This window comes from Kitasatospora sp. NPDC086791, from assembly GCF_040685975.1.
Taxonomy (GTDB): domain Bacteria; phylum Actinomycetota; class Actinomycetes; order Streptomycetales; family Streptomycetaceae; genus Kitasatospora.
Genome location: NZ_JBFBOC010000002.1, coordinates 358,276 through 379,113 on the forward strand (window position 1 = coordinate 358,276; position 20,838 = coordinate 379,113).

A 20,838-nucleotide genomic window follows, 5' to 3' on the forward strand; every position below is an offset into this window, starting at 1 on the left:
CCTCACTCGCTCGTGCCCACCCGCCGTCCGGCCGGGTGCGGAATACTCGCCGGTACCCCGCCGAGACTACAAGGAGCTTCAATGACGAAGCCGACCCGGATCGACCCGTCCGACCTGCTCGCCGTCGGTGACCTCCTCTCGGACGAGGAGCGGCTGATCCGCGACACCGTCCGCCGGTTCACCGAGGAGCGGATCCGCCCGCACATCGGCGACTGGTTCGAGCGCGGGGTCTTCCCGGCCCGTGAACTCGCCCCCGAGCTCGGCGCCCTGGGCGTGCTGGGCATGCACCTCGACGGCTACGGCTGCACGGGCGCCGGCGCGGTGGCGTACGGCGTGGCCTGCATGGAGCTGGAGGCGGCGGACTCCGGGCTGCGCAGCTTCGTCTCCGTCCAGGGCTCGCTCGCCATGCGCTCGATCCACGCCTTCGGCTCCGAGGAGCAGAAGCAGCGCTGGCTGCCCGGCATGGCCGCCGGCGAGCTGATCGGCTGCTTCGGCCTGACCGAGCCCGACTTCGGCTCGGACCCGGCCAACATGCGCACCCGGGCGGTCCGCAAGGGCGGCCAGGGCGGCGACTGGGTGCTCTCCGGCAGCAAGATGTGGATCACCAACGGCAGCATCGCCGATGTCGCCGTGGTCTGGGCGCAGACCGAGGAGGGCGTGCGCGGCTTCCTCGTCGAGCGCGGCACCCGCGGCCTGACCACGACCGACGTGCACGGCAAGCTCTCCCTGCGCGCCTCCGTCACCAGCGAGCTGGCCTTCGACGAGGTGGTCCTGCCCGCCGAGGCCGTGCTCCCCGGGGTGGTCGGTCTGCGCGGTCCGCTCTCCTCCCTCAACGAGGCCCGCTACGGCATCCTCTGGGGCACCGTCGGCGCCGCCCGTGACTGCTACACCGCCGCCCTGGACTACGCCGGGAGCCGGATCCAGTTCGACCGCCCGATCGCCGGCTTCCAGCTGACCCAGCAGAAGCTGGTCGAGATGATGCTGGAGGTCGAGAAGGCGTACCTGGTGGCGCTGCGGATCGGCCGGCTCAAGGAGGAGGGCGCCGCCCGCGCGCCGCACATCAGCTTCGGCAAGCTCAACAACGTCCGCGCCGCGCTGGAGATCGCCCGCAGTGCCCGGACGGTCCTCGGGGCCAACGGCATCACCACCGAGTACCCGGTGCTGCGGCACGCCAACAACCTGGAGTCGGTGCTCACCTACGAGGGCACCAGCGAGATCCACACCCTGGTCCTCGGCGAGGCCATCACCGGCGAGGCCGCGTACCGCTGACGGTTCCTCCGCCCCGCGAGCAGCGGAAATCCGGTGGCCGGGTCCGTCGCGGCCCGGCTACCGTTCCCCGCCATGACCAGTCAGCCCGCCCGGACGCCCCCGACCACCACCCTCTGGCGCCCCACCGGCCCCGCGGAGTTGGCACTGGTCGAGGCCGCCGACTGGCGTGCCTGGCCGCCCCGCCTGCCCGATCAGCCGATCTTCTACCCCGTCCTCAACGAGGACTACGCGATCAGGATCGCCCGTGACTGGAACGTGCCCGCCTCCGGCGTCGGCTACGTCACCCGCTTCCGGGTCGAGACCGACTTCCTCGCCCGCTACCCCGTGCGGCAGGCGGGCGGCCGGACGATCCTGGAGCTCTGGGTGCCGGCCGAGGAACTGGCCGAGTTCAACCGGCACATCGTCGGCCGCATCGAGGTGGTCCGCGAGTTCCGGCCCCGGCCGTGACCGGGCGGGCCCCCATGGGGACGGACGGGCCGACGACGGCCGACCGAGTCCTGCTCACCTCGGCGCAGCGGACCAGTACCACCGTCCTGCTCGTCGAGGCCGCCGCCCGACGCGGTCTCACCACCGCCGTCCTCGACGGCCCGGAGACGGTCGAACGGTTCGCCGGGCGGCCCGTCCACTGGTACGGCGGGCCGCTCGCCGCCGCCCGGATCGCCGCTCCGCTCGGCCTGGGCCTGCTCGAACCCGCGGACGACTGGCTCGCCCGTCTCCCCACGGAGTTCACCCGCCGCCGGATCGAACTGACCACCCTCGCCGAGGCCTGGACACTGCGCCACCCGGCGTTCGTCAAGCCGCCCGCCGACAAGTCGCTGCCGCCCGCCGTCTACCCGGACGGCTCCCGGCTGCCGCGCACCGGTGAGCGGATCGGCCCGGACACGCCCGTGCTGGTCAGCGAGCCGGTGACCTTCGCCGCCGAGTACCGGCTGTTCGTCCGCGACGGCGACGTGCTCACCGGCAGCCGCTACGCCCGCTTCGGCCGGCTCGACCCAGCGCCGGTGACCGCCGCGGCCGTCGACTTCGCCCGCCGGCTGCTCGCCGCCGTCGGCGACACCCTGCCGGGCGCGGTCGCCCTGGACGTCGGACCGATCGCCGACCCGTACGACCCGGTCGAGCGCTGGGCCGTGGTCGAGGCCAACCTGCCGTGGTTCGCGCACTGCTACGCCGCCGACCCGGAGCGGGTCCTGGACGTCGTGCTGCGTGCCGCCGGACCGGCCGCCGAGCTGGCCGAGGCCGACCGGCGGTTCGTCCGGACGGCCGCCTGACGCCCGTTCGGCACCCGCCGGGCACCCCGGCGCCTCCCGGGCAGCGTCCGCGCGGCTCCCCGACGGCCTCCGCGCGACTCCCCGGGTCCGCGCAGCTCCCGGGAGCCGCCCGGGAGTCACGGACGTCCTTCCGACACCCGCAGGACACCTGCCGTTCGACGGTGCGACGCCGTCCGGTACGGCGGCCGGTGAAGCATGGCGCGGTCGGCGGCGCCCTCGACGGGCGCGGCCGACCGTGTGCACGACCGAAAGGAACCCCCGCCATGTCCGCTGTCCAGTGGCCCCGCCCCCGGGTGCTCGTCGTCGGGATCGACGGCGTCCGGTACGACTACCTGGCGGAGGTGCCGATGCCGCGCCTCCACGAGGTCGGCGTGGCCGGGTTCCTGGTGCCGGTCACCGTGGCGGACACCACGCCGACCATGTCCGGGCCGTGCTGGGCCACCATCGTGACCGGCGTCGAGCCCGCCAAGCACGGCGTCTGGGGCAACCACCTGGCCGGCAACCGGCTCGACGTGTTCCCCGACTTCGCCACCCGCCTCAACCGGGGCGACCGCCGCCGCACCTTCGTCGCGGCGGGCTGGGACCCGCTGATGATCAACGAGTCCGGCGGCCCGCTCTTCCGCGCCCCCGGTCGGCTCTCCTACATCGCCCCGGCCGAGGACACCCCCGAGGCCTGGGAGGTCGTGGACGAGGAGGTCACCCGGGAGGCCGTCCACGTCCTCGGCACCGCCGATCCCGAGGCCTCCTTCGTCTACCTCGGCGCCGTCGACGAGACCGCCCACTTCCTCGGCTGCGGCGACGAGTACCGCGCCGCCATGCGCGCCGCCGACGAGCGCCTCGGCCGCCTCCTGGACGCCGTCCGGGCCCGGGCCACGTACGCCGAGGAGCAGTGGACCGTCATCGTCGTCACCGACCACGGTCACGTCGACGCCGGCGGCCACGGCGGCCGCACGGTCGAGGAGCGCACCGCCTGGATCGCCTGCGCCGGGCACGACATCCCGGCCGGACCGCCCACCGGCGAGCTCCGCCACCCGGACGTCGCCGCCCAGGTGTACGCCTCCCTGCTGCGCCCGATCGACCCGCACTGGACGCTCGACGGCCGCCCCTTCCCGGTCGCCCGCCCGGTGCCCGTGACGGTCTGAGCCTCCCCGCGCCGCCGCCCCCGCGCCCCGGGTGCAGCAGGCCCGGCTGCGGCGGGGGCGGGCTTGAGCGAAGCTCGATCGGGGCTCGGGCCGTGCTCGATCCGGGCATGCGAACCTGAGCGCCGGGTCGGCACGTCCCCCGGGCGGTCGGGACCGGTGCCCCGGGCCCCGCAACGCCGGCCTGCGGGACTCCCTGCTCCTGCCGAAGGACATACGCCTGAAGGTGGAGACCGTACCCCGTGGGTTGGAGTCAAGATCGCGACTTGGTGGTGACGCTCCGCCGGGGTGACACGGGCCACGATGGTGACACCGGACGGGCGGCCGCTCGGCAGCGGGCGGCCGACAGCAGCCCGCTGGCAGTGGGCGACCGGCACGGACACGCGGCAAACGGACACGGAGAGGACAGTCGGGCATGAAGGGCATCGTGAGCAAGGTCGCGCTGGGAGTCGCGGGCACCGGCATGGCCGTGGCCGTGGCGGCCGTGGCAGTCGGCCCGCGGCTGTCCGACTGGTACGACGAGCGCCACCAGGAGCAGGCCTCGTACGCGACCGGCACCCAGGCCAAGGCCGAGCGCCACTCGATGCCGTCCTGGCTGCCCGACAACGCCTCCGGCGTCAAGTACCTGATGTCCACCACGGGCGACGACCGCCTGCTGCGCGCCACCCTCCCGGAGGGGCGGCTGCCCGTCGGCTGCGTCGCCGGCCAGCCGGGCAAGGCGGCGCACCCGGTGCCGATGTCGCTCAAGGCCGGCTGGTTCCCCGAGAACGTCGCGGCCAAAGCCAGCGGCACCTGCGGGCACTACAACGTGGCACTGAACGGCAACCAGCTCTACGCCTGGCAGGACGGCGCGGCGGTGCAGGCGGCGCTGCGGGCCGAGCACGTCGCCAAGCACTGAGCGTGCCGACCGGGGATCGGGCACCCCGGGCCGGGACCGGCCGTCCCGACCGCGGGGCGGCCTGACGGCCCAGTGGTCCCGCCGGACGGCTCAGCGGCCCCGCCGGACGGACAAGCGGCTCCACCGGGCACCGGGAGGTACGGCGGGCCGCCGCCGGGGCGCGGGGTGCGCCGTCGCGCGTGTACGGTTCGTCGGTGTGCGCGGGCAGCGGTCGCGCTCTGACGCACCCCCTGCTGTCGGGACCGGGCCGGGCTGCGATAGGACGGAGCGCGAACGAATCCCTCGTCGCCCCGTCCGTGAGGAGAACCATGCCCGGCCCGACCGTCGGCCCCGCCGATGACACGTCGACCGCTGCCGCCACCACACCCGCCGCCGGCAGGGCCGCCACCGGCTGGGCCACGATCGCGGTCCTCGGCGGCCTGACCGCGCTCGGACCCCTCACCACCGACCTCTACCTCCCGGGCCTGCCCGCGATCGCCGAGGACCTGGTCGCCGAACCGGCCGCCGTCCAGCTCACCCTCACCTTCTCGATGTTCGGGGTCGCGGCCGGGCAGCTGCTCTTCGGGCCGCTCAGCGACCGCTTCGGGCGGCGCCCGCCGCTGCTCGTGGGACTGGTCGCCTACACGCTGTCCAGCGTGGTGTGCGCGCTCGCGCCGAACCTGTCGGTGCTGATCGCCGCCCGCTTCGTCCAGGGGGCGGCGGGCTCCGCCGGACTGGTGATCGCGCGGGCCATCTCCCGGGACCGCTTCCAGGGCGTCGCGCTGCTTCGGTTCCTCGCCTCGATCGCCCTGATATCGGGCCTGGCGCCGATCCTCGCCCCGATCATCGGCGCACAGCTGCTGCGGTTCACCTCCTGGCGCGGCACCTTCGGCGCGCTCACCGCGCTCGGCCTGCTGCTCACCGTGGCCGCGTTCGGCGCGCTGCGCGAGACGCTGCCGCCGGAGACCCGGGACCGCGGCGGGGTGGGCGCGACCCTGCGGACGATGGGACGGCTGCTGCGCGACCTGCCGTTCCTGGGACTGGCGCTGACCAGCTCGCTCGCCTTCGGGGCGCTGTTCGGCTACATCAGCGGGTCGTCGACGGTGCTCCAGCACGTGTACCAGGTCTCGCCGCAGACCTACAGCCTGCTGTTCGGGCTGAACTCGGTCGCGATCGTGGTGATGACGCAGCTGAACGGGCGGGTGCTGGCGCCGCGTTGCACGCCGCGGGCGCTGATGCTGGGCAGCCTGGCGGTGGCGGTCGCCGCCGGGGTGGCGCTGGTGCTGCTGACGACGGTGTGGGACTTCGGGCTGGTCGGATTCTGTGCACCGCTGTTCGTGCTGATGGGCAGCCTCGGGGTGCTCCTGCCGAACACCGCCGCGCAGGCGCTCGGCCTGGTCGAGCCCCAGGTCGCGGGCACCGCGTCGGCGCTGCTGGGGACGGGCAACTTCCTGGTCGGAGCGGTGGTGGCCCCGCTCAGCAGCCTCGGCGGGCGGCCGTCCGCGGCGCTGCTGGCGCTGGTGGTCCTGGTCTGCGGGGTGCTGGCGACGGCGGCGTACCTGGCGCTGTGCCGGCCGGCGCGGATGGCGGTGGCCGGGGCGGGGCCGGGGGCCTGACGGCCAGGGGCCAAACGGCGGCGGGAGCCGCCGACAGGCGACAGCTGACAGCGGACAGTGGTCAGACAACGGATAACAGCTGACAGATGTTGAAATCTGTCAGCTGTTATCCGTCATTCGTTACCGCTACCCGCTACCCGCTACCCGTTACCGGCTGGCGGCCACCGGTTGCCCGTCGTCCGCTACGCGATCGAGAAGTCGTCCCCGAACACGTTGCCCTGGCCGTACCAGCCGTGCAGGTACACGGTGACGGTGCCGGAGGCGCCGGTGGTGAAGGGGATGGACAGCTTCGTCCAGCCGGCGGAGCCGGCCCAGGAGCTGGCGGTGGCGCCGCCGTTGACGCCGACGTAGGCGTAGTTGCCCTGCACCCAGCCGCTCAGCGTGTAGCTGGTGTTGGGCTTCAGCGTGACGGTCTGGGAGCACTCGCCGGTCTGGCTCGCGGTGGCCGCGGCCTGCAGCGCGTGGGTGCCGGAGTGGGCCGGGGTGGAGACCACGGCGCCACCGCTCTGGCAGGTCCACGGGGCCAGGCTGCCGGTCTCCAGGTCACCGTTGACCAGGCCGGTCGCCGGGGTGGTCCCGGTGACGGTCAGCGAGTAGGTCGCGGTGTGGGTGCCGGACGCCGCGCCGGCGGTGACGGTGATCGGGTAGGTGCCCGCCGCCGCGGCCGAGGTGGTGGTGATGTTGAGCGTGGCGCTGGTGCCGGCGGTGACGCTGCCGGGGGTGACGGTGGCGGTGACGCCGGCCGGGGCGCCGCTGACCGACAGGTTGACGTTCTGCGCCGAGCCCGCCGTCACGGCCGTCGCGACGGCTGCTGAGACCGACGAACCGGCCGCCACGGTACCGGAGTTCGGGTTCACCGCGACCGAGAAGTCGTTGCCCGGCTGGGTGCCGGTGACGGTCAGCGTGAAGACGCCGGTGTGGTTGCCGGAGGCCGCCGTGCCGGTGACGGTGATCGGGTAACTCCCGGGCGCCACCGACGAGGTGGTGGTGATGTTGAGCGTGGCGCTGGTGCCGGCGGTGACGCTGCCGGGGGTGACGGTGGCGGTGACGCCGGCCGGGGCGCCGCTGACCGACAGGTTGACGTTCTGCGCCGAGCCCGCCGTCACCGCCGTCGCGATGGTGGCGGAGGTGGACGAACCGGCCTTGACCGTCCCGGAGTTCGGGCTGGCGGTGACGGAGAAGTCGTTGCTCACCGTGGAGCCGCTGGTGAAGGGCGCGAAGACGTGGGTGAAGTCCCAGGTGTTCTGGGCGATCCCGGAGCAGTTGTCGTTGCCCTTCGTGCCCGGGCAGCCGCCGTTGTCGCGCTGGAGCGCCCAGAAGGACAGCGTGTTGATGCCCTTGGCGACGGCCCAGTTGTAGACGGTGGTGGCGTTGGCCAGGGTGAAGGTCTCGGCCGGTCCGAAGTCGTCGACGCCGATCATCTCGGTGATCCCGATCGAACCCCAGAGCTGGGCGGGGGTCCTGGACGGGTAGAGCCCGGCGAGCTGGTCGTAGAGGCCCTGCGCGGAGGTCTGGGTGTCGGCCGCCATGTCGTGGCTGGCGTTGTCGTAGTAGTCGAAGGTCATCATGTTGACGACGTCGATCCGCGCGTTGTTGCTGACCGCGTTCCGGAGCACCGCGAGGCCGCTGTCGGCGAGCCCGCTGGTGGTGGTCGGCAGGGTGTAGGAGAACTGGATGCTCCGCCCCTTGGTGGCGGCCCAGTCCTGCACGAGCTTGATCGCCTTGTTGCGGCGGTCGATCCCGGCGGTGTTGGTCAGCGAGTTGTCCTCGATGTCGAGGTCGATCCGGCTGATGTCGTAGGTCGTGATGACGTTCTCGAAAGCGGTGGCGATCTGGTTGACATCGGTGCAGCTGTCGGCCAGCTCGGTGCCGGTGTTGTCGGCGGTGTAGCCGCCGAAGGACGGGATCACGTCCCCGCCGTTGGCGCGGATGGTGGCGATGTCGGCGCCGAAGGTCGCGGAGGAGACCGGCATCGAGGAGTCGCCGTTCCAGTACGGCGTGCACGAGCCCTTGGTGGCGGCCTGCAGGAACGCCATGGTCAGGTGCTTGGCGCCGGACTGCGCGGCCAGCTGGGCCGGGCTCTGGCCGGTCCAGGCCTCGAAGTAGGGAGCGAAGACCCGACTGGGGAGCGGGGTGGCGGCCTGGGCGGAGCCCGTCCCGGCGGCGACCAGGCCGGCCGAGGCGGCCAGCGTGGCACAGGCCGTCAGCGCGGCCTGGATCGTTCGGCGAAGACGCATGGATTCTCCAACAGACTTGGTGGGGCAGGACGTTGGGGAGGTGCGGGCGGTCCGGGGCGTGCCGGCCGTGTGGGGTGTGGCCGGGCGACCCCTGGCCCGGGATCCGATCGGGATCGGGTGGAACGGGGGAACGCGGGAGCGGGAGCACGGGAGCAGAGGAACACGGGAACGCGGGAGCGGGGTGGAGACGGGGGTGTGTGGGCGTGCGGCAGCCCACCGACTCGCGTGGACGCGGGCGGCGGTGCGAGTGCGCGCGGCCGTACGGGGCGGGGGTGGAGCGGAGCAGGGCAGGGCAGTGCCTCAGCCGCCGGTGGTCACACCCCCACAGTGCATCCCGGTCGGATCGACATGCTTATGTTTGGACTAGACCACTGGTCTGTCAAGAGACCTAACAGTTCGTCAGCACACGGCCCGGGTGGCCGAAGGGTGCGGATCGCCCTCCGGGCGCGGGGTGGCCGGGAACGAAAAGACCGTGGCCGCGCACCCGGTGACGGGGCGCGGCCACGGCGGCCCGGCGCTCAGGACACCGGGCGGTTCTGGCATCGCGGCGCGGGTGCCGCGAACGGGGTCAGCGCGGCGGGGGGCAGAGCGTGGCGCGCAGCGTGTCGTTGATCCTGGCAGCGGTGTCCGGCCCGAAGCCCTGCGGGTGGTCGGGCGAGGTGAAGCGCTGGTTGGCCAGCTCGACCAGCTTCGCCGTGTCCTTGGGGAACTGGTACAGCGACTGGCACTGGTTGCGGGCCCGGTCCACGGCCTGGTCCGGCTTGCCGCCGACGATCGCCGGGTCGATCGCGTTCAGCGCGCCGATCAGTTTGGCGGTCAGGTCGGCGCCCGGCTTGGTGGGCAGACCGGCGTCGGCGGGCGGAGCGGGCTTGGCCGGTGCGGGGGCTCCCGGGGTGCCGGCGTCGGGAGCGGGCGTACCCGTCGTGCCGTCGGCCGTGGGGGCGGCCGTGCCGGGCGCGGGGGCCGTCGGAGCCGAGGCGGCATCGGAGGGTGCGGCACCGGAGGGCGCGGCGGTCGAGGCCGCGGTGGCGGTGGGGGAGCCGGCCGCGGAGGTGGCCTTGCCCGAGCCGGATCCGGAGCTGGAGCAGGCAGCGAGGCTCACCGCGGCGAGTGCCGTGAGGGTGGCGGCGAGGAGACGAGTGCGCATGGCGCCCAGACTGTCATGTTCGCGGCGCGAAAGGGAAGGTCCGTCGGCGGAGTGGGCGGGGGAGTGCGGGGGCGGGAGCACGCGGGCGGCGGCCCGGGAGAGTGCTCCCCCGGGCCGCCGCCCGCCGTCCGCCGCGCCGGCCGTCAGCCGAGGCCGTTGGACTTCAGCCAGTCCTTGGCCACCGCCGACGGATCCTCCTTGTCCACCGCGACGCGCTTCATCAGCGCCGTCAGCCCCGCCGTGTCGAGCTTGGCCGACACCGCGTCGAGCGCCGCCGTGGCCGTGGCGTCCACGCCCGACTTGTTGACCAGCGGGGTGACGTTCTGCGCGCCGAAGACGTTCTTCGGGTCGGCCAGCGGGACCAGCTTGTACTGGACGATCTTCGGATCGGTGGTGAACACGTTGCCGACCTGGATGCCACCGTCCTTGAGCGCGTTCGCGGTGGTGTCGGCGGTGGGCTTCCACTCCTTGAAGGTCAGCCCGTAGACGTCCTTGAACTGCTGCTCGCGGCGGGACTTGAACTCCGGCGGGCCGCCGATGCTCAACTCACCGGCCTTGGCGGCCAGGTCGGAGATGCTCTTGAGGTTGTACTTGTCGGCGGTCTCCTGGGAGACGCTGAGCGAGTCCTTGTCCTCGGCGGGGGAGGACGCGAGGATCCCCAGCGAGGCGGGCAGCGCCGTGGCGAGCGCCGCGTTCACGTCCTGGGTGCTGACCGCGGTGGACTTGGCGTCCAGGTAGGCGAGCAGGGCGCCGTTGTACTCGGGCAGGACGGTGAGGTTGCCGCTCTGCAACTGCCCGTACAGGACCTCGCGGCTGCCGATGTTGAACTTCTCCTCGACCTTGACGCCCTTGGCCTTGAGGGCCTGCGAGTAGATCGAGCCGAGCAGGACGTTCTCCGGGAAGTTCGCCGAGCCGACGACCACGGTCGACCCGGAGCCGCCGCCCGCGCCCGGGCCGCCCGAGCCGCCCGGTGCCGCCGAGGCGCTCGAACCCCCGCCGAGCGGGTCGCCGCCGGAGGAGCCGCAGGCGGTGGCGCCGAGGGCGAGCGCGGCGAGCGTGCCGAGGACGACCGCGCGGCGGCCTCGCTTCATTGTCGACATGGTGACAGATGTCCTTCCGGAGAGGATGGGGAGAGGAGGTCAGCGGGCCCGGTGCCGGGCGCGCACCCCGGGCGGGAGCGCGAACCGGGCGAGCAGGGCGAAGAACACCTGGGCGGCGACCGCGAGCAGCACCACCAGCAGTGCCCCGCCCACGGTCACGGCGTACTTGCGGGTCGCCAGCCCGTCGATGACGTAGCGGCCGAGCCCGCCCAGGCCGACGTAGGCGGCCACCGTGGCGGTCGCGATCACCTGGACGGTCGCGGTGCGGAAGCCCGCCAGCAGGGTCGGCGCGGCCGAGGGCAGGCAGACCTGCCGCAGCACCTGGGGATGGGTCAGGCCGATGCCGCGCGCGGCGTCCCGGACGTCCGGGTCGGTGCCGCGCACCCCCTCGACGGAGGCCACCAGCAGCGGCGGCGCGGCGAGCGCGACCAGCGGGATCAGGACCGCGGTGTCGCCGACCCCGGCGAACAGCACCGCCAGCGTCACCAGGCCGAGGGTGGGCAGGGCGCGGGCGGCGCCGGCCAGCGCGGTCACCACGGTGACGCCGCGCCCGGTGTAACCGATCAGCAGCCCGAGCGGGACGGCGAGCAGCGCCGCGTACAGCAGGGCCTCGCCGGAGAGCAGCAGGTGCTCGACGACCCGGTGCGCGATCGAGTCCGGTCCGGTGCGGTGATCGGTGGCGGTGAAGAAGTCACCCAGCCAGTTCAGCCAGTTCACGAGCCCGCCCCCTTCTCCTGGACGGCCCAGGGCGCCAGCACCCGCCGGGCGCCCACCAGCAGCAGGTCGACGGCCAGCGCGAGGACCGCGATCAGCGCGATGCCGGCCACGATCGGGGTCGGGAAGGTGCGCTGGAAGCCGTCGATGAAGAGGTACCCGAGCCCGCCGCGTCCGACCAGCGCCCCGACGCTGGCCAGCGAGATGCTGGACACCGCCGCCACCCGCAGCCCGGCGATCAGGTACGGGACGGCGGCGGGCAGTTCGACCGAGGTCAGCCGGCGCCACGGCCCGTACCCCATCGCCGTGGCGGCCTGCCGGACGGCGTCCGGGACGGCACGCAGCCCGTCCACGGTGGTCGGCAGCAGGACGGCCAGGGCGTAGAAGGTGAGCGGGATCATCACGGTCGCCTGGGTGGCGAGCCCGGTGTACGGGATCAGCACCACGAACACGGCCAGCGAGGGCAGCGCGTAGACGATGTTGAAGACGGCGGACAGCGGCTGGTAGAGCCGGGGGAAGCGGGCGCAGGCCAGGCCGAGCGGGACGGCCAGCAGCAGACCGACGAGCACGGGGACGAGGGCGATCACGGCGTGGTCGGCGAGCAGGTGGCCGAGGTAGCCGAGGTGGTCGCCGATCCAGTACCAGCGGACGATCGGTTCATCGTCCACCGGGGGCTCCGTCGGGGGTGTCGCGATCGGAGGGCTCGTCGGTCCTGGCGGGTCCGTCGGTCCCGGCGGGTCCGTCGATTCCGGTGGGCCCGCCGGCCCCGGGGTGGAGTGCGGCGAGGATGGCCTCGCGGCTCGCGGTGCCGGTCGCCCGGCCCTCGGCGTCCAGCGCGACCGCGACTCCGGCGGGGGAGAGGACGGCGGCGTCCAGCGCGGTGCGCAGGGTGTCGAGGTCCGGCCGGAAGCCGGCCGCCGGGTGCAGTTCGGCGGTGACGGCGTAGCGGTCGATCCAGCCGATCGGGCGGCGCTCGTCGTCCAGGGCCAACTCCCAGCCGCCGTACCTGAGTCCGTCCGCGGACCCGTCCGCCGACCCGTCCTCGGTGCCGCCGTTGAGCGGGTCGCCGACCGGGCGCAGGGCGACGGCGCTCGCGGGGCGCAGCCCGAGGCCGCGCAGGCCGCGGTCACGGCCGAGGAAGGCGGCCACGCCGTCGTCGGCGGGGGTGGTGAGCAGGGTGTGCGGGTCGGCCAGCTGGGCGATCCGGCCGTGCTCGCGCAGCACCACCACCTGGTCGCCGAGCCGGACGGCCTCCTCGATGTCGTGGGTGACGAACAGCACCGTCTTGCGCAGCTCGGACTGCAACCGCAGCAGCTCCTCCTGGAGCCCGGCGCGCACCACCGGGTCGACGGCGCTGAACGGTTCGTCCATCAGCAGCACCGGCGGGTCGGCGGCCAGGGCGCGCGCCACGCCGACCCGCTGCTGCTGGCCGCCGGACAGCTGGAACGGGTACCGCTTGGCGGTCTCGGGCGCGAGTCCGACCAGTTCGAGCAGTTCGGCGGCCCGGGCCCGGGCCTTCTTGCGGTCCCAACCGAGCAGGTAGGGGACGGTGGCGATGTTGTCGATCACCTTGCGGTGCGGGAACAGTCCGGCCTGCTGGATCACGTACCCGATGCCGCGGCGCAGCTTGGCGGGCTCCAGCTTCGCGACGTCGGCGCCGTCCAGCAGCACCCGGCCCGAGGTGGGCTCGACCATCCGGTTGACCATGCGGAGCAGGGTGGTCTTGCCGCAGCCGGACGGTCCGACCAGGACGGTTATCCGGCCGGTCGGGACCTCAAGGTCCAAGCCCTCGACGGCGACTGTGCCGTCGGGGTGGCGCTTTCCGGCGCCCTCGAATCTGATCACGGGGTGTTTCCTCATCAGGGCGCCCCGGGGAGGCGGCGCCTGTGTCGGTCGGTCGTTCGGTTGTTGGTGGCTCGTCGACAAACGGCGGTGCGGATCGATGCTGGTGACGCTTGTCGTACCAACCGCCCGGGCGTTCTTCCGCCCGCGTGGCTGCCCAGGTTCGGACCGGCGGAAACTCCGATCAGATTATGACCTGCGTCATCTCCTGTCTCTGATTTACCGCCGGGCGCGTGCCGCCGGGTCCTTCGTCCGCGTGCTCGTCCGGCCGCTCGCGTGCCTGCTCGTCCGGCCGCTTGTCCGCCTCGTCCGGCGCAGGTTCAGGCTCAGCCGCCCTGACGGGTCGGCAGGCCGGACGCCGCCCAGCCGACGAACCCGCCGTCCAGGTCGGTCGCCCGGTGCAGCCCCAGTTCGCGCAGCGAGGCGGCGGCCAGGCTGGAGGCGTAGCCCTCGGAGCAGACCACGATCACCTCGGTGTCGTAGCCCGTGGCCTCGGGGATCCGGTGACTGCCCGTCGGGTCGAGCCGCCACTCCAGCACGTTGCGCTCGATGATCAGCGAGCCCGGGATCTCGCCCTCGGCCGCCCGCTGCGCCGCCGGACGGATGTCCACCAGCAGCGCGCCGTCCAGCTGGGCCTGGTAGGCCTCCCGGGCGCGCGGGCGGTGGACGCCCTCGCGGGCCCGCTCCACCAGGTCGTCGATCGTGGTCACCATTGCTCCGGTCCTTCCTCCGAGGTGCGGACGAGCCCTCCGGCCCGCAGATCGTAGTGCGCCATCGAGCTCAGCGGGGGCGAGTAGGCGTGCAGGGTGACGGCGGGCCCGGAGGCGGTGTTGCGCACGTCGTGCACGTACTCGGGGCCGAAGGCGCGGGCGGTGCCGGCCGGGATCCGGCGGATCAGCAGGCCCTGGTCCGGGCCGCCGAGGGACAGTTCCTCCAGCTCTCCGAGAGCGACGGTGAACGCGCCGCGCGAGCCGCCGTGGTCGTGGAAGCCGGTGGACTGGCCGGGCAGCCAGCTGATCAGCCACACCTCGTGGTCGTCCTCGGCCACCAGGCGCCGGTACCAGCGTTCCTCGGTGGAGAGGCGGACGTGGTGGATCCACTGGTCCGGCTGCTCGGCGAGCTCGCGGACGAGGGTCCGGAGGGTGCCGGGGGAGAGCGGGGCCCGGGCTTCGGCCGCGGGGGGAGCGGTCGTCGGGCTCTCGGAGACGGGGGCCGGGCTGGTGTGCGGGCTCATCAAGGCGTCCTCGGGTGCGCGGGAACGTCGGCAGGGGGTGCCCGGGTCCGGCGACGCGGGCGGGCGCGGGCCGACGGAGCGGCCCGGCACGCACGGGTGCGCCGGGGCGGGGCGGGAGGTCAGGACTGCGGGTGCGGGTGCGCGGCGCGGGCCCTGGCAGACGTCACAGGGCGGGACCGGCGGGGTAGCTCAAGGTCAACAGGCACAGATGGAACTCGCCTGGCGTCGCAGATCGACGTGCAGGCGGCAGACCAGAGTGGTGCCGGAGTCCATGCGCCGGATCCTTCCCGAGCGAACCGGACGAAGTCAAGCCGGGCTCCCGGTCACCCCGTGGTCGGGCTGCTCTCGGCGACGGGTGAAAACTGACCGCTGAACGGCGGATCAACGGTGACCCACCTCGCGATCGTCTGATCATCCTGATCTTCATTGAGGGTCAGGAGGAGAGGGTGATTTCCGTGGAGGACTGGGCTGAGATCCGCCGGCTGCACCGGGCCGAGCACCTGCCGATCCGGGCGATCGCCCGGCACCTGGGCATCTCGAAGAACACGGTGAAACGGGCCCTGGCCACGGACCGGCCGCCGGTCTACCAGCGTCCGCTGAAGGGCTCGGCGGTGGACGCGATGGAGCCGGCGATCCGTGAGCTGCTCAAGGCGACCCCGACGATGCCGGCCACCGTGATCGCTGAGCGGATCGGCTGGGAGCGCGGGATGACGATCCTCAAGGAACGCGTACGCGAGCTCCGCCCGGCCTACCTTCCCGTCGATCCGGTCTCGAGGACCGTCTACCAGCCCGGCGAGCTCGCCCAGTGCGACCTGTGGTTCCCGCCAGTGGACATCCCGCTCGGCTACGGCCAGTCCGGCCGGCCGCCGGTCCTGGTCCTCGTGTCCGGCCACTCGCGGGTGATCACCGCCAGAATGCTGCCCTCCCGGCAGACCGGCGACCTGATCGACGGCCACTGGCGCCTCCTGACCGGCTGGGGCGCCGTCCCCAGGACTCTGGTCTGGGACAACGAGACCGGCGTCGGCAAAGGCCGGCTGACCAGCGAGTTCGCCGCATTCGCCGGCCTGCTCGCCATCCGGATCCACCTCTGCCGGCCCCGCGATCCGGAGGCGAAAGGCCTGGTCGAGCGCGCCAACGGCTACCTGGAGACCAGCTTCCTGCCCGGCCGCACGTTCAGCGGCCCGGACGACTTCAACCGGCAGCTGAGCGCCTGGCTGCAGATCGCCAACCGCAGGCAGCACCGCTCGATCGGTGCCCGGCCCGTCGACCGCTGGGAGGCCGACCGCGCCGCGATGCTCACCATCCCTCCGGTCACCCCGCCGCACTGGTGGCGATTCCACACCCGCATCGGCCGCGATCACTACATCCGCGTCGACACCAACGACTACTCCGTCCACCCCCGCGCGATCGGCAGGACGGTGATGGTCCGCGCCGACAACGAGGAGGTGACCGTCATCGCCGGCAACGACATCGTCGCCCGGCACACCCGCTGCTGGGCCAAACACCAGAGCCTGACCGACCCCGACCACGCCGCCGCGGCCGCCGTCCTGCGCGGCGAGGTGATCCACCAGCAGGCCGCACGCGCCGCCACCGCCCGAGCCGCTCTCCTCGCCCCGGACAGCCTCGGCATCGAGGTCGAACAACGCGAGCTCGGCACCTATGACCGTATGTTCACCCTCATCGAGGGCGGCGCCGGGAAGGAGGACACCTGATGGCCCGCACTGCCGCGAACACCGCGACCGACACGGCGAAGACGGACGGCCAAGCCACCCGCACCGGCCGGCAGACCGCCGCCGACCTGGCCTTCCTCGCCCGCGCGATGAAGGCCCCGGCCCTGCTGGACGCCGCCGAGCGCCTCGCGGAGCGCGCCCAGGCCGAGGCCTGGACCCACACCGAATACCTGGTCGCCTGCCTGCAGCGCGAGGTCTCCGCCCGCGACAGCCACGGCGGCGAGGGCCGAATCCGCGCCGCCCGCTTCCCCGCGATCAAGACCATCGAGGAACTGGACGTCGCCCACCTGCGCGGCCTGACGCGCCAACAACTCGCGCATCTGGGAACATTGGACTTCATAGCGGCCAAGGAGAACGCCATTTTCCTGGGACCGCCGGGCACCGGAAAGACACACCTGGCCACCGGGCTCGCCGTCCGGGCCTGCCAGGCCGGCCACCGCGTCGCGTTCGCCACCGCCGCCGAATGGGTCGACCGCCTCGCCGCCGCCCACCACGGCGGCCGCCTCCAGGACGAACTGGTCAAGCTCGGCCGCTACCCGCTGATCGTGATCGACGAGGTCGGCTACATCCCGTTCGAAGCCGAGGCCGCGAACCTGTTCTTCCAGCTGATCTCGAACAGATACGAACGGGCCAGCGTGATCGTCACCTCGAACAAACCGTTCGGACGGTGGGGCGAGACCTTCGGCGACGAGACCGTTGCCGCCGCCATGATCGACCGACTCGTCCACCACGCCGAGGTCCACTCCCTCAAAGGCGAGTCCTACCGCATGCGGGGCCGCGAACTCGGCCGCGTCCCCACCTCCACCGACAACGACTGAACACAACCACCGACGACGCGAGGGTCAGAACTCAACCGCCCAAAGTGGGTCACGGTTCAGCCGCCGCCGACACCTGCCGGCTCCGCTCGGCTCCGACTCGGCACGGGCCGAACCGCGGTCTGGCCGAAACCGCATCCCGAGTGCCCGGTTTCACTCGAACGAGCAAGGAGCGGATGAGTAAGGAGGCTACCTGCGGGGTAGATGAGCTGTTCCTCCCACCCAGGACCCGTCCGCGTGTCCGCGCAACAGGATCGCCTCAGACGCGTTACCCCCAACGTATTGTCAGGCCACCAAGGCCCGGCCTACCGTCTACAGATCGCTTTCTACGCACGTAGACCCCTGCGGATCCCCGAGCGGACCCGCGGGTGAGTCCCGCCCCGTCAACCATCGGACCGCGAGCCCGACCGCACGGCCGGGCCGCGGAGTTGCGGAGGTACCCATGTCGCAGATCGTCCGTGCCGCGCTCGTCCAGACCCGTTGGACCGGCGACCAGGAGAGCATGATCGCCCTCCACGAGCGGTACGCCCGGGAGGCCGCCGCCCAGGGCGCGAAGATCATCGGATTCCAGGAGGTCTTCAACTCCCCGTACTTCTGTCAGGTCCAGGAGCCCGAGCACTACCGCTGGGCCGAGGCCGTCCCGGACGGCCCGACCGTACGCCGGATGCAGGACCTCGCCCGCGAACTCGGCCTGGTGATCGTCGTCCCGGTCTACGAGGAGGAGCAGGCCGGGGTCTACTACAACACCGCCGCCGTGATCGACGCCGACGGCAGCTACCTCGGCAAGTACCGCAAGCACCACATCCCGCAGGTCAAGGGCTTCTGGGAGAAGTACTACTTCAAGCCCGGCAACCTCGGCTGGCCCGTGTTCGACACCGCCGTCGGCAAGGTCGGCGTCTACATCTGTTACGACCGCCACTTCCCCGAGGGCTGGCGCGCCCTGGGCCTGGCGGGCGCGCAGATCGTCTACAACCCCTCCGCCACCAGCCGCGGCCTGTCCGCCTACCTCTGGCAGCTCGAACAGCCCGCCGCCGCCGTCGCCAACGAGTACTTCGTCGCCGCCATCAACCGGGTCGGCACCGAGGAGTACGGCGACAACGACTTCTACGGCACCTCCTACTTCGTCGACCCGCGCGGCCAGTTCGTCGGCGACGTCGCCTCCGACAAGGAGGAGGAACTGGTCGTCCGCGACCTCGACCTCGGCCTGATCGAACAGGTCCGCCAGCAGTGGGCGTTCTACCGCGACCGCCGCCCCGACGCCTACGGACCGCTCGCCGAGGCCTGAGGAGCAGCGCGATGACCACCCGCGACCCGCACCAGCGCACCGTCGTCCGCGGCGGCCTCGTCATCACGGCCACCGAGGAACTCCACGCCGACGTCCTGATCGAGGGCGAGCGCGTCGCCGCCCTCGCCGCCACCGGCAGCTCCGCCGCCGAGGCCTGGACCGCCGACACCGTCATCGACGCCACCGGCCACTACGTCATCCCGGGCGGCGTCGACGCCCACACCCACATGGAGCTGCCGTTCGGCGGCACCGCGGCCTCCGACACCTTCGAGACCGGCACCCGGGCCGCCGCCTGGGGCGGCACCACCACCATCGTGGACTTCGCCGTCCAGCCGGTCGGCGGCTCGCTGCGCGAGGGCCTGGACACCTGGCACGCCAAGGCCGAGGGCAACTGTGCCGTCGACTACGCGTTCCACACCATCGTCTCCGACGTGAACGACGGTGTGCTGAAGGAGATGGACGCCCTCGTCGACTCCGGCGAGTCCACCTCCTTCAAGCTCTTCATGGCCTACCCCGGCGTGTTCTACAGCGACGACGGCCGCATCCTGCGCGCCATGCAGCGCGGTGCCGTCAACGGCGGGCTGATCATGATGCACGCCGAGAACGGCATCGCCATCGACGTCCTGGTCGAACAGGCGCTCGCCGCCGGACGCACCGCCCCGCGCCACCACGGCGAGGTCCGCCGCGAACTGCTGGAGGCCGAGGCCACCCACCGGGCGATCAAGCTCGCCCAGGTCGCCGGCAGCCCGCTCTACGTGGTGCACGTCTCCGCCGCCTCCGCCCTCGCCGAGCTCGCCCGGGCCCGCGACGACGGCCTCAACGTCTTCGGCGAGACCTGCCCGCAGTACCTCTTCCTCTCCACCGACAACCTCGCCGAGGAGGGCGCCGACGGCTTCGAGGGCGCCAAGTACGTGTGCAGCACGCCGCTGCGGCCGCGCGAGCACCAGGAGGCGCTCTGGCGCGGGCTGCGCACCAACGACCTCCAGGTGGTCTCCACCGACCACTGCCCGTTCTGCTTCGTCGGGCAGAAGGAACTCGGGCGCGGCGACTTCTCGAAGATCCCCAACGGCCTTCCGGGCGTGGAGAACCGGATGGACCTGCTCCACCAGGCCGTGCTGGACGGGCACATCAGCCGGCGCCGCTGGGTCGAGATCGCCTGCACCACGCCCGCCCGGATGTTCGGGCTGCACCCGCGCAAGGGCACCATCGCTCCGGGCGCCGACGCCGACCTCGTCGTCTACGACCCCACCGCGGTGCAGACCGTCTCCGCCGCGACCCACCACATGAACGTGGACTACTCCGCGTACGAGGGCCGCCGGCTCACCGGCCGGGCGCGCACGGTGCTCTCGCGCGGCACCGTCGTGCTGGACGACGGCACCTGGCTCGGCCGGGCCGGGCACGGCACCTTCCTGCGCCGCGACACCTGCCAGTACCTGGTCTGAACCCGCACGTCCCCTTTGTCGACCAGCCGCCGCCCGGGCCCGACCTGCGGGTGCGGGCGGCGGTCCCACCCTTGTTCCCTTGTTCCCTGGAGCCAGTCATGGACATCGGCCTCGTCCTGCAGACCGACCCGCCCGCCCGCAAGCTCATCGACCGGATGATCCGCGCCGAACGGGCCGGGTTCAGCCACGGCTGGACCTTCGACTCCTGCGTCCTGTGGCAGGAGCCCTTCGTCATCTACAGCCGGATCCTCGCCGAGACCGAGCGGCTGACCGTCGGCCCGATGGTCACCAACCCCTCGACCCGCACCTGGGAGGTCACCGCCTCCCTGTTCGCCACGCTCAACGACATGTACGGCAACCGCACGGTCTGCGGGATCGGCCGCGGCGACTCCGCCATGCGGGTCGCCGGCCGCCGCCCGGCCACCCTCGCCCGGCTCTCCGAAGCCATGCACGCCGTCAAGGAGTTGGCGGAGGGGCGCACCGTCGAGGTGGACGGCACCGAGATGCACCTGCCGTGGGTCGGCCCGGGGGCGTCGCTGCCGATCTGGATGGGCGCGTACGGGCCGAAGGCACTTGCGTTGACCGGCCGTCAGGCGGACGGATTCATCCTGCAGTTGGCCGACCCCTACCTCACCGAGTTCATGATCAAGGCGGTGCGGTCCGCCGCCGTCGAGGCGGGCCGGGACCCGGACTCGGTCACCATCTGCGTGGCCGCCCCCGCCTACGTCACCGCCGACGACTCGCCCGCCGCGCTCGCCCACGCCCGGGAGCAGTGCCGCTGGTTCGGCGGGATGGTCGGCAACCACGTCGCCGACCTGGTCACCCACTACGGCGAGCACTCCGACCTGGTGCCGGAGGCGCTCACCGACTACATCAAGGGCCGGCAGGGCTACGACTACAGCCACCACGGCCGGGCCGGGAACCCGGACACGGCCTTCGTCCCGGACGAGATCGTGGACCGCTTCTGCCTGATCGGCCCGCCCGAGGCGCAGCGCGCCCGGCTGGCGGAGCTGCGCTCGCTGGGCGTCCACCAGTTCGCCGTCTACGCGATGCACGACGCGATCGAAGCCACCATCGACGCCTACGGGACGGACGTCATCCCCCACGTGTGATGACCGTGCGA

At 72.8% G+C, this 20,838-nt stretch carries 20 protein-coding genes; 11 read left to right on the plus strand and 9 right to left on the minus strand.

Annotated features, from left to right (window positions below; genetic code table 11):
* Nucleotides 1–81: 81 nt before the first annotated feature.
* The 6 genes from AB0Q99_RS05520 (at nucleotide 82) to AB0Q99_RS05545 (ending at nucleotide 6,169) form a co-directional block, all read left to right on the plus strand.
* A complete protein-coding gene (locus AB0Q99_RS05520; protein WP_363568745.1) occupies nucleotides 82–1,269 on the plus strand; it encodes an acyl-CoA dehydrogenase family protein in 1,188 nt (395 codons plus the stop codon).
* A gap of 72 nt (nucleotides 1,270–1,341) precedes the next feature.
* On the plus strand, nucleotides 1,342–1,716 hold the full coding sequence (locus tag AB0Q99_RS05525) for a hypothetical protein (RefSeq protein ID WP_363568747.1): 375 nt from the start codon (nucleotides 1,342–1,344) through the stop codon (nucleotides 1,714–1,716).
* Nucleotides 1,717–1,730: 14 nt separating this feature from the next.
* Nucleotides 1,731–2,537, plus strand: a complete 807-nt coding sequence (locus tag AB0Q99_RS05530) for an ATP-grasp domain-containing protein (protein ID WP_363568749.1) — start codon at nucleotides 1,731–1,733, stop codon at nucleotides 2,535–2,537.
* Nucleotides 2,538–2,800: 263 nt separating this feature from the next.
* Entirely contained in the window at nucleotides 2,801–3,679 is an 879-nt protein-coding gene (locus tag AB0Q99_RS05535; RefSeq protein WP_363568750.1) for an alkaline phosphatase family protein, read from the plus strand.
* Between the two features lie 412 nt (nucleotides 3,680–4,091).
* Nucleotides 4,092–4,574 (plus strand): hypothetical protein, encoded by a 483-nt coding sequence (locus AB0Q99_RS05540; protein WP_363568752.1) that lies wholly within the window; start codon nucleotides 4,092–4,094, stop codon nucleotides 4,572–4,574.
* 308 nt (nucleotides 4,575–4,882) lie between these two features.
* Complete coding sequence (locus AB0Q99_RS05545; protein ID WP_363568754.1) at nucleotides 4,883–6,169, plus strand: multidrug effflux MFS transporter; 1,287 nt, start codon at nucleotides 4,883–4,885, stop codon at nucleotides 6,167–6,169.
* 182 nt (nucleotides 6,170–6,351) lie between these two features.
* On the opposite strand, the gene AB0Q99_RS05550 is transcribed toward AB0Q99_RS05545, so the two are convergent.
* The 9 genes from AB0Q99_RS05550 to AB0Q99_RS05590 all read right to left on the minus strand — a co-directional run bounded on the left by AB0Q99_RS05550 (nucleotide 6,352) and on the right by AB0Q99_RS05590 (nucleotide 14,716).
* On the minus strand, nucleotides 6,352–8,406 hold the full coding sequence (locus AB0Q99_RS05550) for a glycosyl hydrolase family 18 protein (protein WP_363568756.1): 2,055 nt from the start codon (nucleotides 8,404–8,406) through the stop codon (nucleotides 6,352–6,354).
* A 568-nt stretch (nucleotides 8,407–8,974) separates the two neighbouring features.
* A complete protein-coding gene (locus tag AB0Q99_RS05555) occupies nucleotides 8,975–9,553 on the minus strand; it encodes a hypothetical protein (RefSeq protein WP_363568758.1) in 579 nt (192 codons plus the stop codon).
* A 143-nt stretch (nucleotides 9,554–9,696) separates the two neighbouring features.
* The gene (locus AB0Q99_RS05560) at nucleotides 9,697–10,644 is read right to left on the minus strand and encodes an ABC transporter substrate-binding protein (protein WP_363568760.1); all 948 of its coding nucleotides are present in this window, start codon (nucleotides 10,642–10,644) and stop codon (nucleotides 9,697–9,699) included.
* A 48-nt stretch (nucleotides 10,645–10,692) separates the two neighbouring features.
* The gene (locus AB0Q99_RS05565) at nucleotides 10,693–11,370 is read right to left on the minus strand and encodes an ABC transporter permease (protein WP_363568762.1); all 678 of its coding nucleotides are present in this window, start codon (nucleotides 11,368–11,370) and stop codon (nucleotides 10,693–10,695) included.
* On the minus strand, nucleotides 11,367–12,035 hold the full coding sequence (locus AB0Q99_RS05570; protein WP_363568764.1) for an ABC transporter permease subunit: 669 nt from the start codon (nucleotides 12,033–12,035) through the stop codon (nucleotides 11,367–11,369). The genes AB0Q99_RS05565 and AB0Q99_RS05570 overlap by 4 nt, the downstream gene beginning before the upstream one ends.
* On the minus strand, nucleotides 12,025–13,212 hold the full coding sequence (locus AB0Q99_RS05575; RefSeq protein WP_363568766.1) for an ATP-binding cassette domain-containing protein: 1,188 nt from the start codon (nucleotides 13,210–13,212) through the stop codon (nucleotides 12,025–12,027). The genes AB0Q99_RS05570 and AB0Q99_RS05575 overlap by 11 nt, the downstream gene beginning before the upstream one ends.
* 323 nt (nucleotides 13,213–13,535) lie before the next feature.
* Nucleotides 13,536–13,922 (minus strand): rhodanese-like domain-containing protein, encoded by a 387-nt coding sequence (locus AB0Q99_RS05580; RefSeq protein WP_363568768.1) that lies wholly within the window; start codon nucleotides 13,920–13,922, stop codon nucleotides 13,536–13,538.
* On the minus strand, nucleotides 13,916–14,443 hold the full coding sequence (locus AB0Q99_RS05585; RefSeq protein ID WP_363568770.1) for a cysteine dioxygenase family protein: 528 nt from the start codon (nucleotides 14,441–14,443) through the stop codon (nucleotides 13,916–13,918). Before AB0Q99_RS05585 ends, AB0Q99_RS05580 begins: the two co-directional genes overlap by 7 nt.
* Nucleotides 14,444–14,638: 195 nt before the next feature.
* The gene (locus AB0Q99_RS05590; RefSeq protein ID WP_101948289.1) at nucleotides 14,639–14,716 is read right to left on the minus strand and encodes a putative leader peptide; all 78 of its coding nucleotides are present in this window, start codon (nucleotides 14,714–14,716) and stop codon (nucleotides 14,639–14,641) included.
* A 173-nt stretch (nucleotides 14,717–14,889) separates the two neighbouring features.
* Here AB0Q99_RS05590 and istA point away from each other — a divergent pair, with 173 nt between their 5' ends.
* The 5 genes from istA (at nucleotide 14,890) to AB0Q99_RS05615 (ending at nucleotide 20,827) form a co-directional block, all read left to right on the plus strand.
* Nucleotides 14,890–16,155, plus strand: a complete 1,266-nt coding sequence (istA, locus tag AB0Q99_RS05595; protein WP_363568772.1) for an IS21 family transposase — start codon at nucleotides 14,890–14,892, stop codon at nucleotides 16,153–16,155.
* Complete coding sequence (istB, locus tag AB0Q99_RS05600) at nucleotides 16,155–16,991, plus strand: IS21-like element helper ATPase IstB (RefSeq protein WP_363568774.1); 837 nt, start codon at nucleotides 16,155–16,157, stop codon at nucleotides 16,989–16,991. The genes istA and istB overlap by 1 nt, the downstream gene beginning before the upstream one ends.
* A 439-nt stretch (nucleotides 16,992–17,430) precedes the next feature.
* A complete protein-coding gene (locus AB0Q99_RS05605) occupies nucleotides 17,431–18,273 on the plus strand; it encodes a nitrilase-related carbon-nitrogen hydrolase (protein WP_363568776.1) in 843 nt (280 codons plus the stop codon).
* Nucleotides 18,274–18,284: 11 nt separating this feature from the next.
* Nucleotides 18,285–19,715 (plus strand): dihydropyrimidinase, encoded by a 1,431-nt coding sequence (gene hydA, locus AB0Q99_RS05610; RefSeq protein WP_363568778.1) that lies wholly within the window; start codon nucleotides 18,285–18,287, stop codon nucleotides 19,713–19,715.
* A gap of 98 nt (nucleotides 19,716–19,813) precedes the next feature.
* A complete protein-coding gene (locus AB0Q99_RS05615) occupies nucleotides 19,814–20,827 on the plus strand; it encodes a TIGR03842 family LLM class F420-dependent oxidoreductase (RefSeq protein WP_363568780.1) in 1,014 nt (337 codons plus the stop codon).
* The last annotated feature ends 11 nt before the right edge of the window (nucleotides 20,828–20,838 follow it).

Coding starts and splice junctions, on each gene's coding strand:
- AB0Q99_RS05540 (WP_363568752.1), top strand. CDS start 4,092: ATGAAGGGCATCGTGAGCAAGGTCGCGCTGGGAGTCGCGGGCACCGGC.
- AB0Q99_RS05525 (WP_363568747.1), top strand. CDS start 1,342: ATGACCAGTCAGCCCGCCCGGACGCCCCCGACCACCACCCTCTGGCGC.
- AB0Q99_RS05555 (WP_363568758.1), bottom strand. CDS start 9,553: ATGCGCACTCGTCTCCTCGCCGCCACCCTCACGGCACTCGCCGCGGTG.
- istB (WP_363568774.1), top strand. CDS start 16,155: ATGGCCCGCACTGCCGCGAACACCGCGACCGACACGGCGAAGACGGAC.
- AB0Q99_RS05605 (WP_363568776.1), top strand. CDS start 17,431: ATGTCGCAGATCGTCCGTGCCGCGCTCGTCCAGACCCGTTGGACCGGC.
- AB0Q99_RS05530 (WP_363568749.1), top strand. CDS start 1,731: ATGGGGACGGACGGGCCGACGACGGCCGACCGAGTCCTGCTCACCTCG.
- hydA (WP_363568778.1), top strand. CDS start 18,285: ATGACCACCCGCGACCCGCACCAGCGCACCGTCGTCCGCGGCGGCCTC.
- AB0Q99_RS05580 (WP_363568768.1), bottom strand. CDS start 13,922: ATGGTGACCACGATCGACGACCTGGTGGAGCGGGCCCGCGAGGGCGTC.
- AB0Q99_RS05535 (WP_363568750.1), top strand. CDS start 2,801: ATGTCCGCTGTCCAGTGGCCCCGCCCCCGGGTGCTCGTCGTCGGGATC.
- AB0Q99_RS05550 (WP_363568756.1), bottom strand. CDS start 8,406: ATGCGTCTTCGCCGAACGATCCAGGCCGCGCTGACGGCCTGTGCCACG.
- AB0Q99_RS05545 (WP_363568754.1), top strand. CDS start 4,883: ATGCCCGGCCCGACCGTCGGCCCCGCCGATGACACGTCGACCGCTGCC.
- AB0Q99_RS05585 (WP_363568770.1), bottom strand. CDS start 14,443: ATGAGCCCGCACACCAGCCCGGCCCCCGTCTCCGAGAGCCCGACGACC.
- AB0Q99_RS05615 (WP_363568780.1), top strand. CDS start 19,814: ATGGACATCGGCCTCGTCCTGCAGACCGACCCGCCCGCCCGCAAGCTC.
- AB0Q99_RS05560 (WP_363568760.1), bottom strand. CDS start 10,644: ATGAAGCGAGGCCGCCGCGCGGTCGTCCTCGGCACGCTCGCCGCGCTC.
- AB0Q99_RS05520 (WP_363568745.1), top strand. CDS start 82: ATGACGAAGCCGACCCGGATCGACCCGTCCGACCTGCTCGCCGTCGGT.
- AB0Q99_RS05590 (WP_101948289.1), bottom strand. CDS start 14,716: ATGGACTCCGGCACCACTCTGGTCTGCCGCCTGCACGTCGATCTGCGA.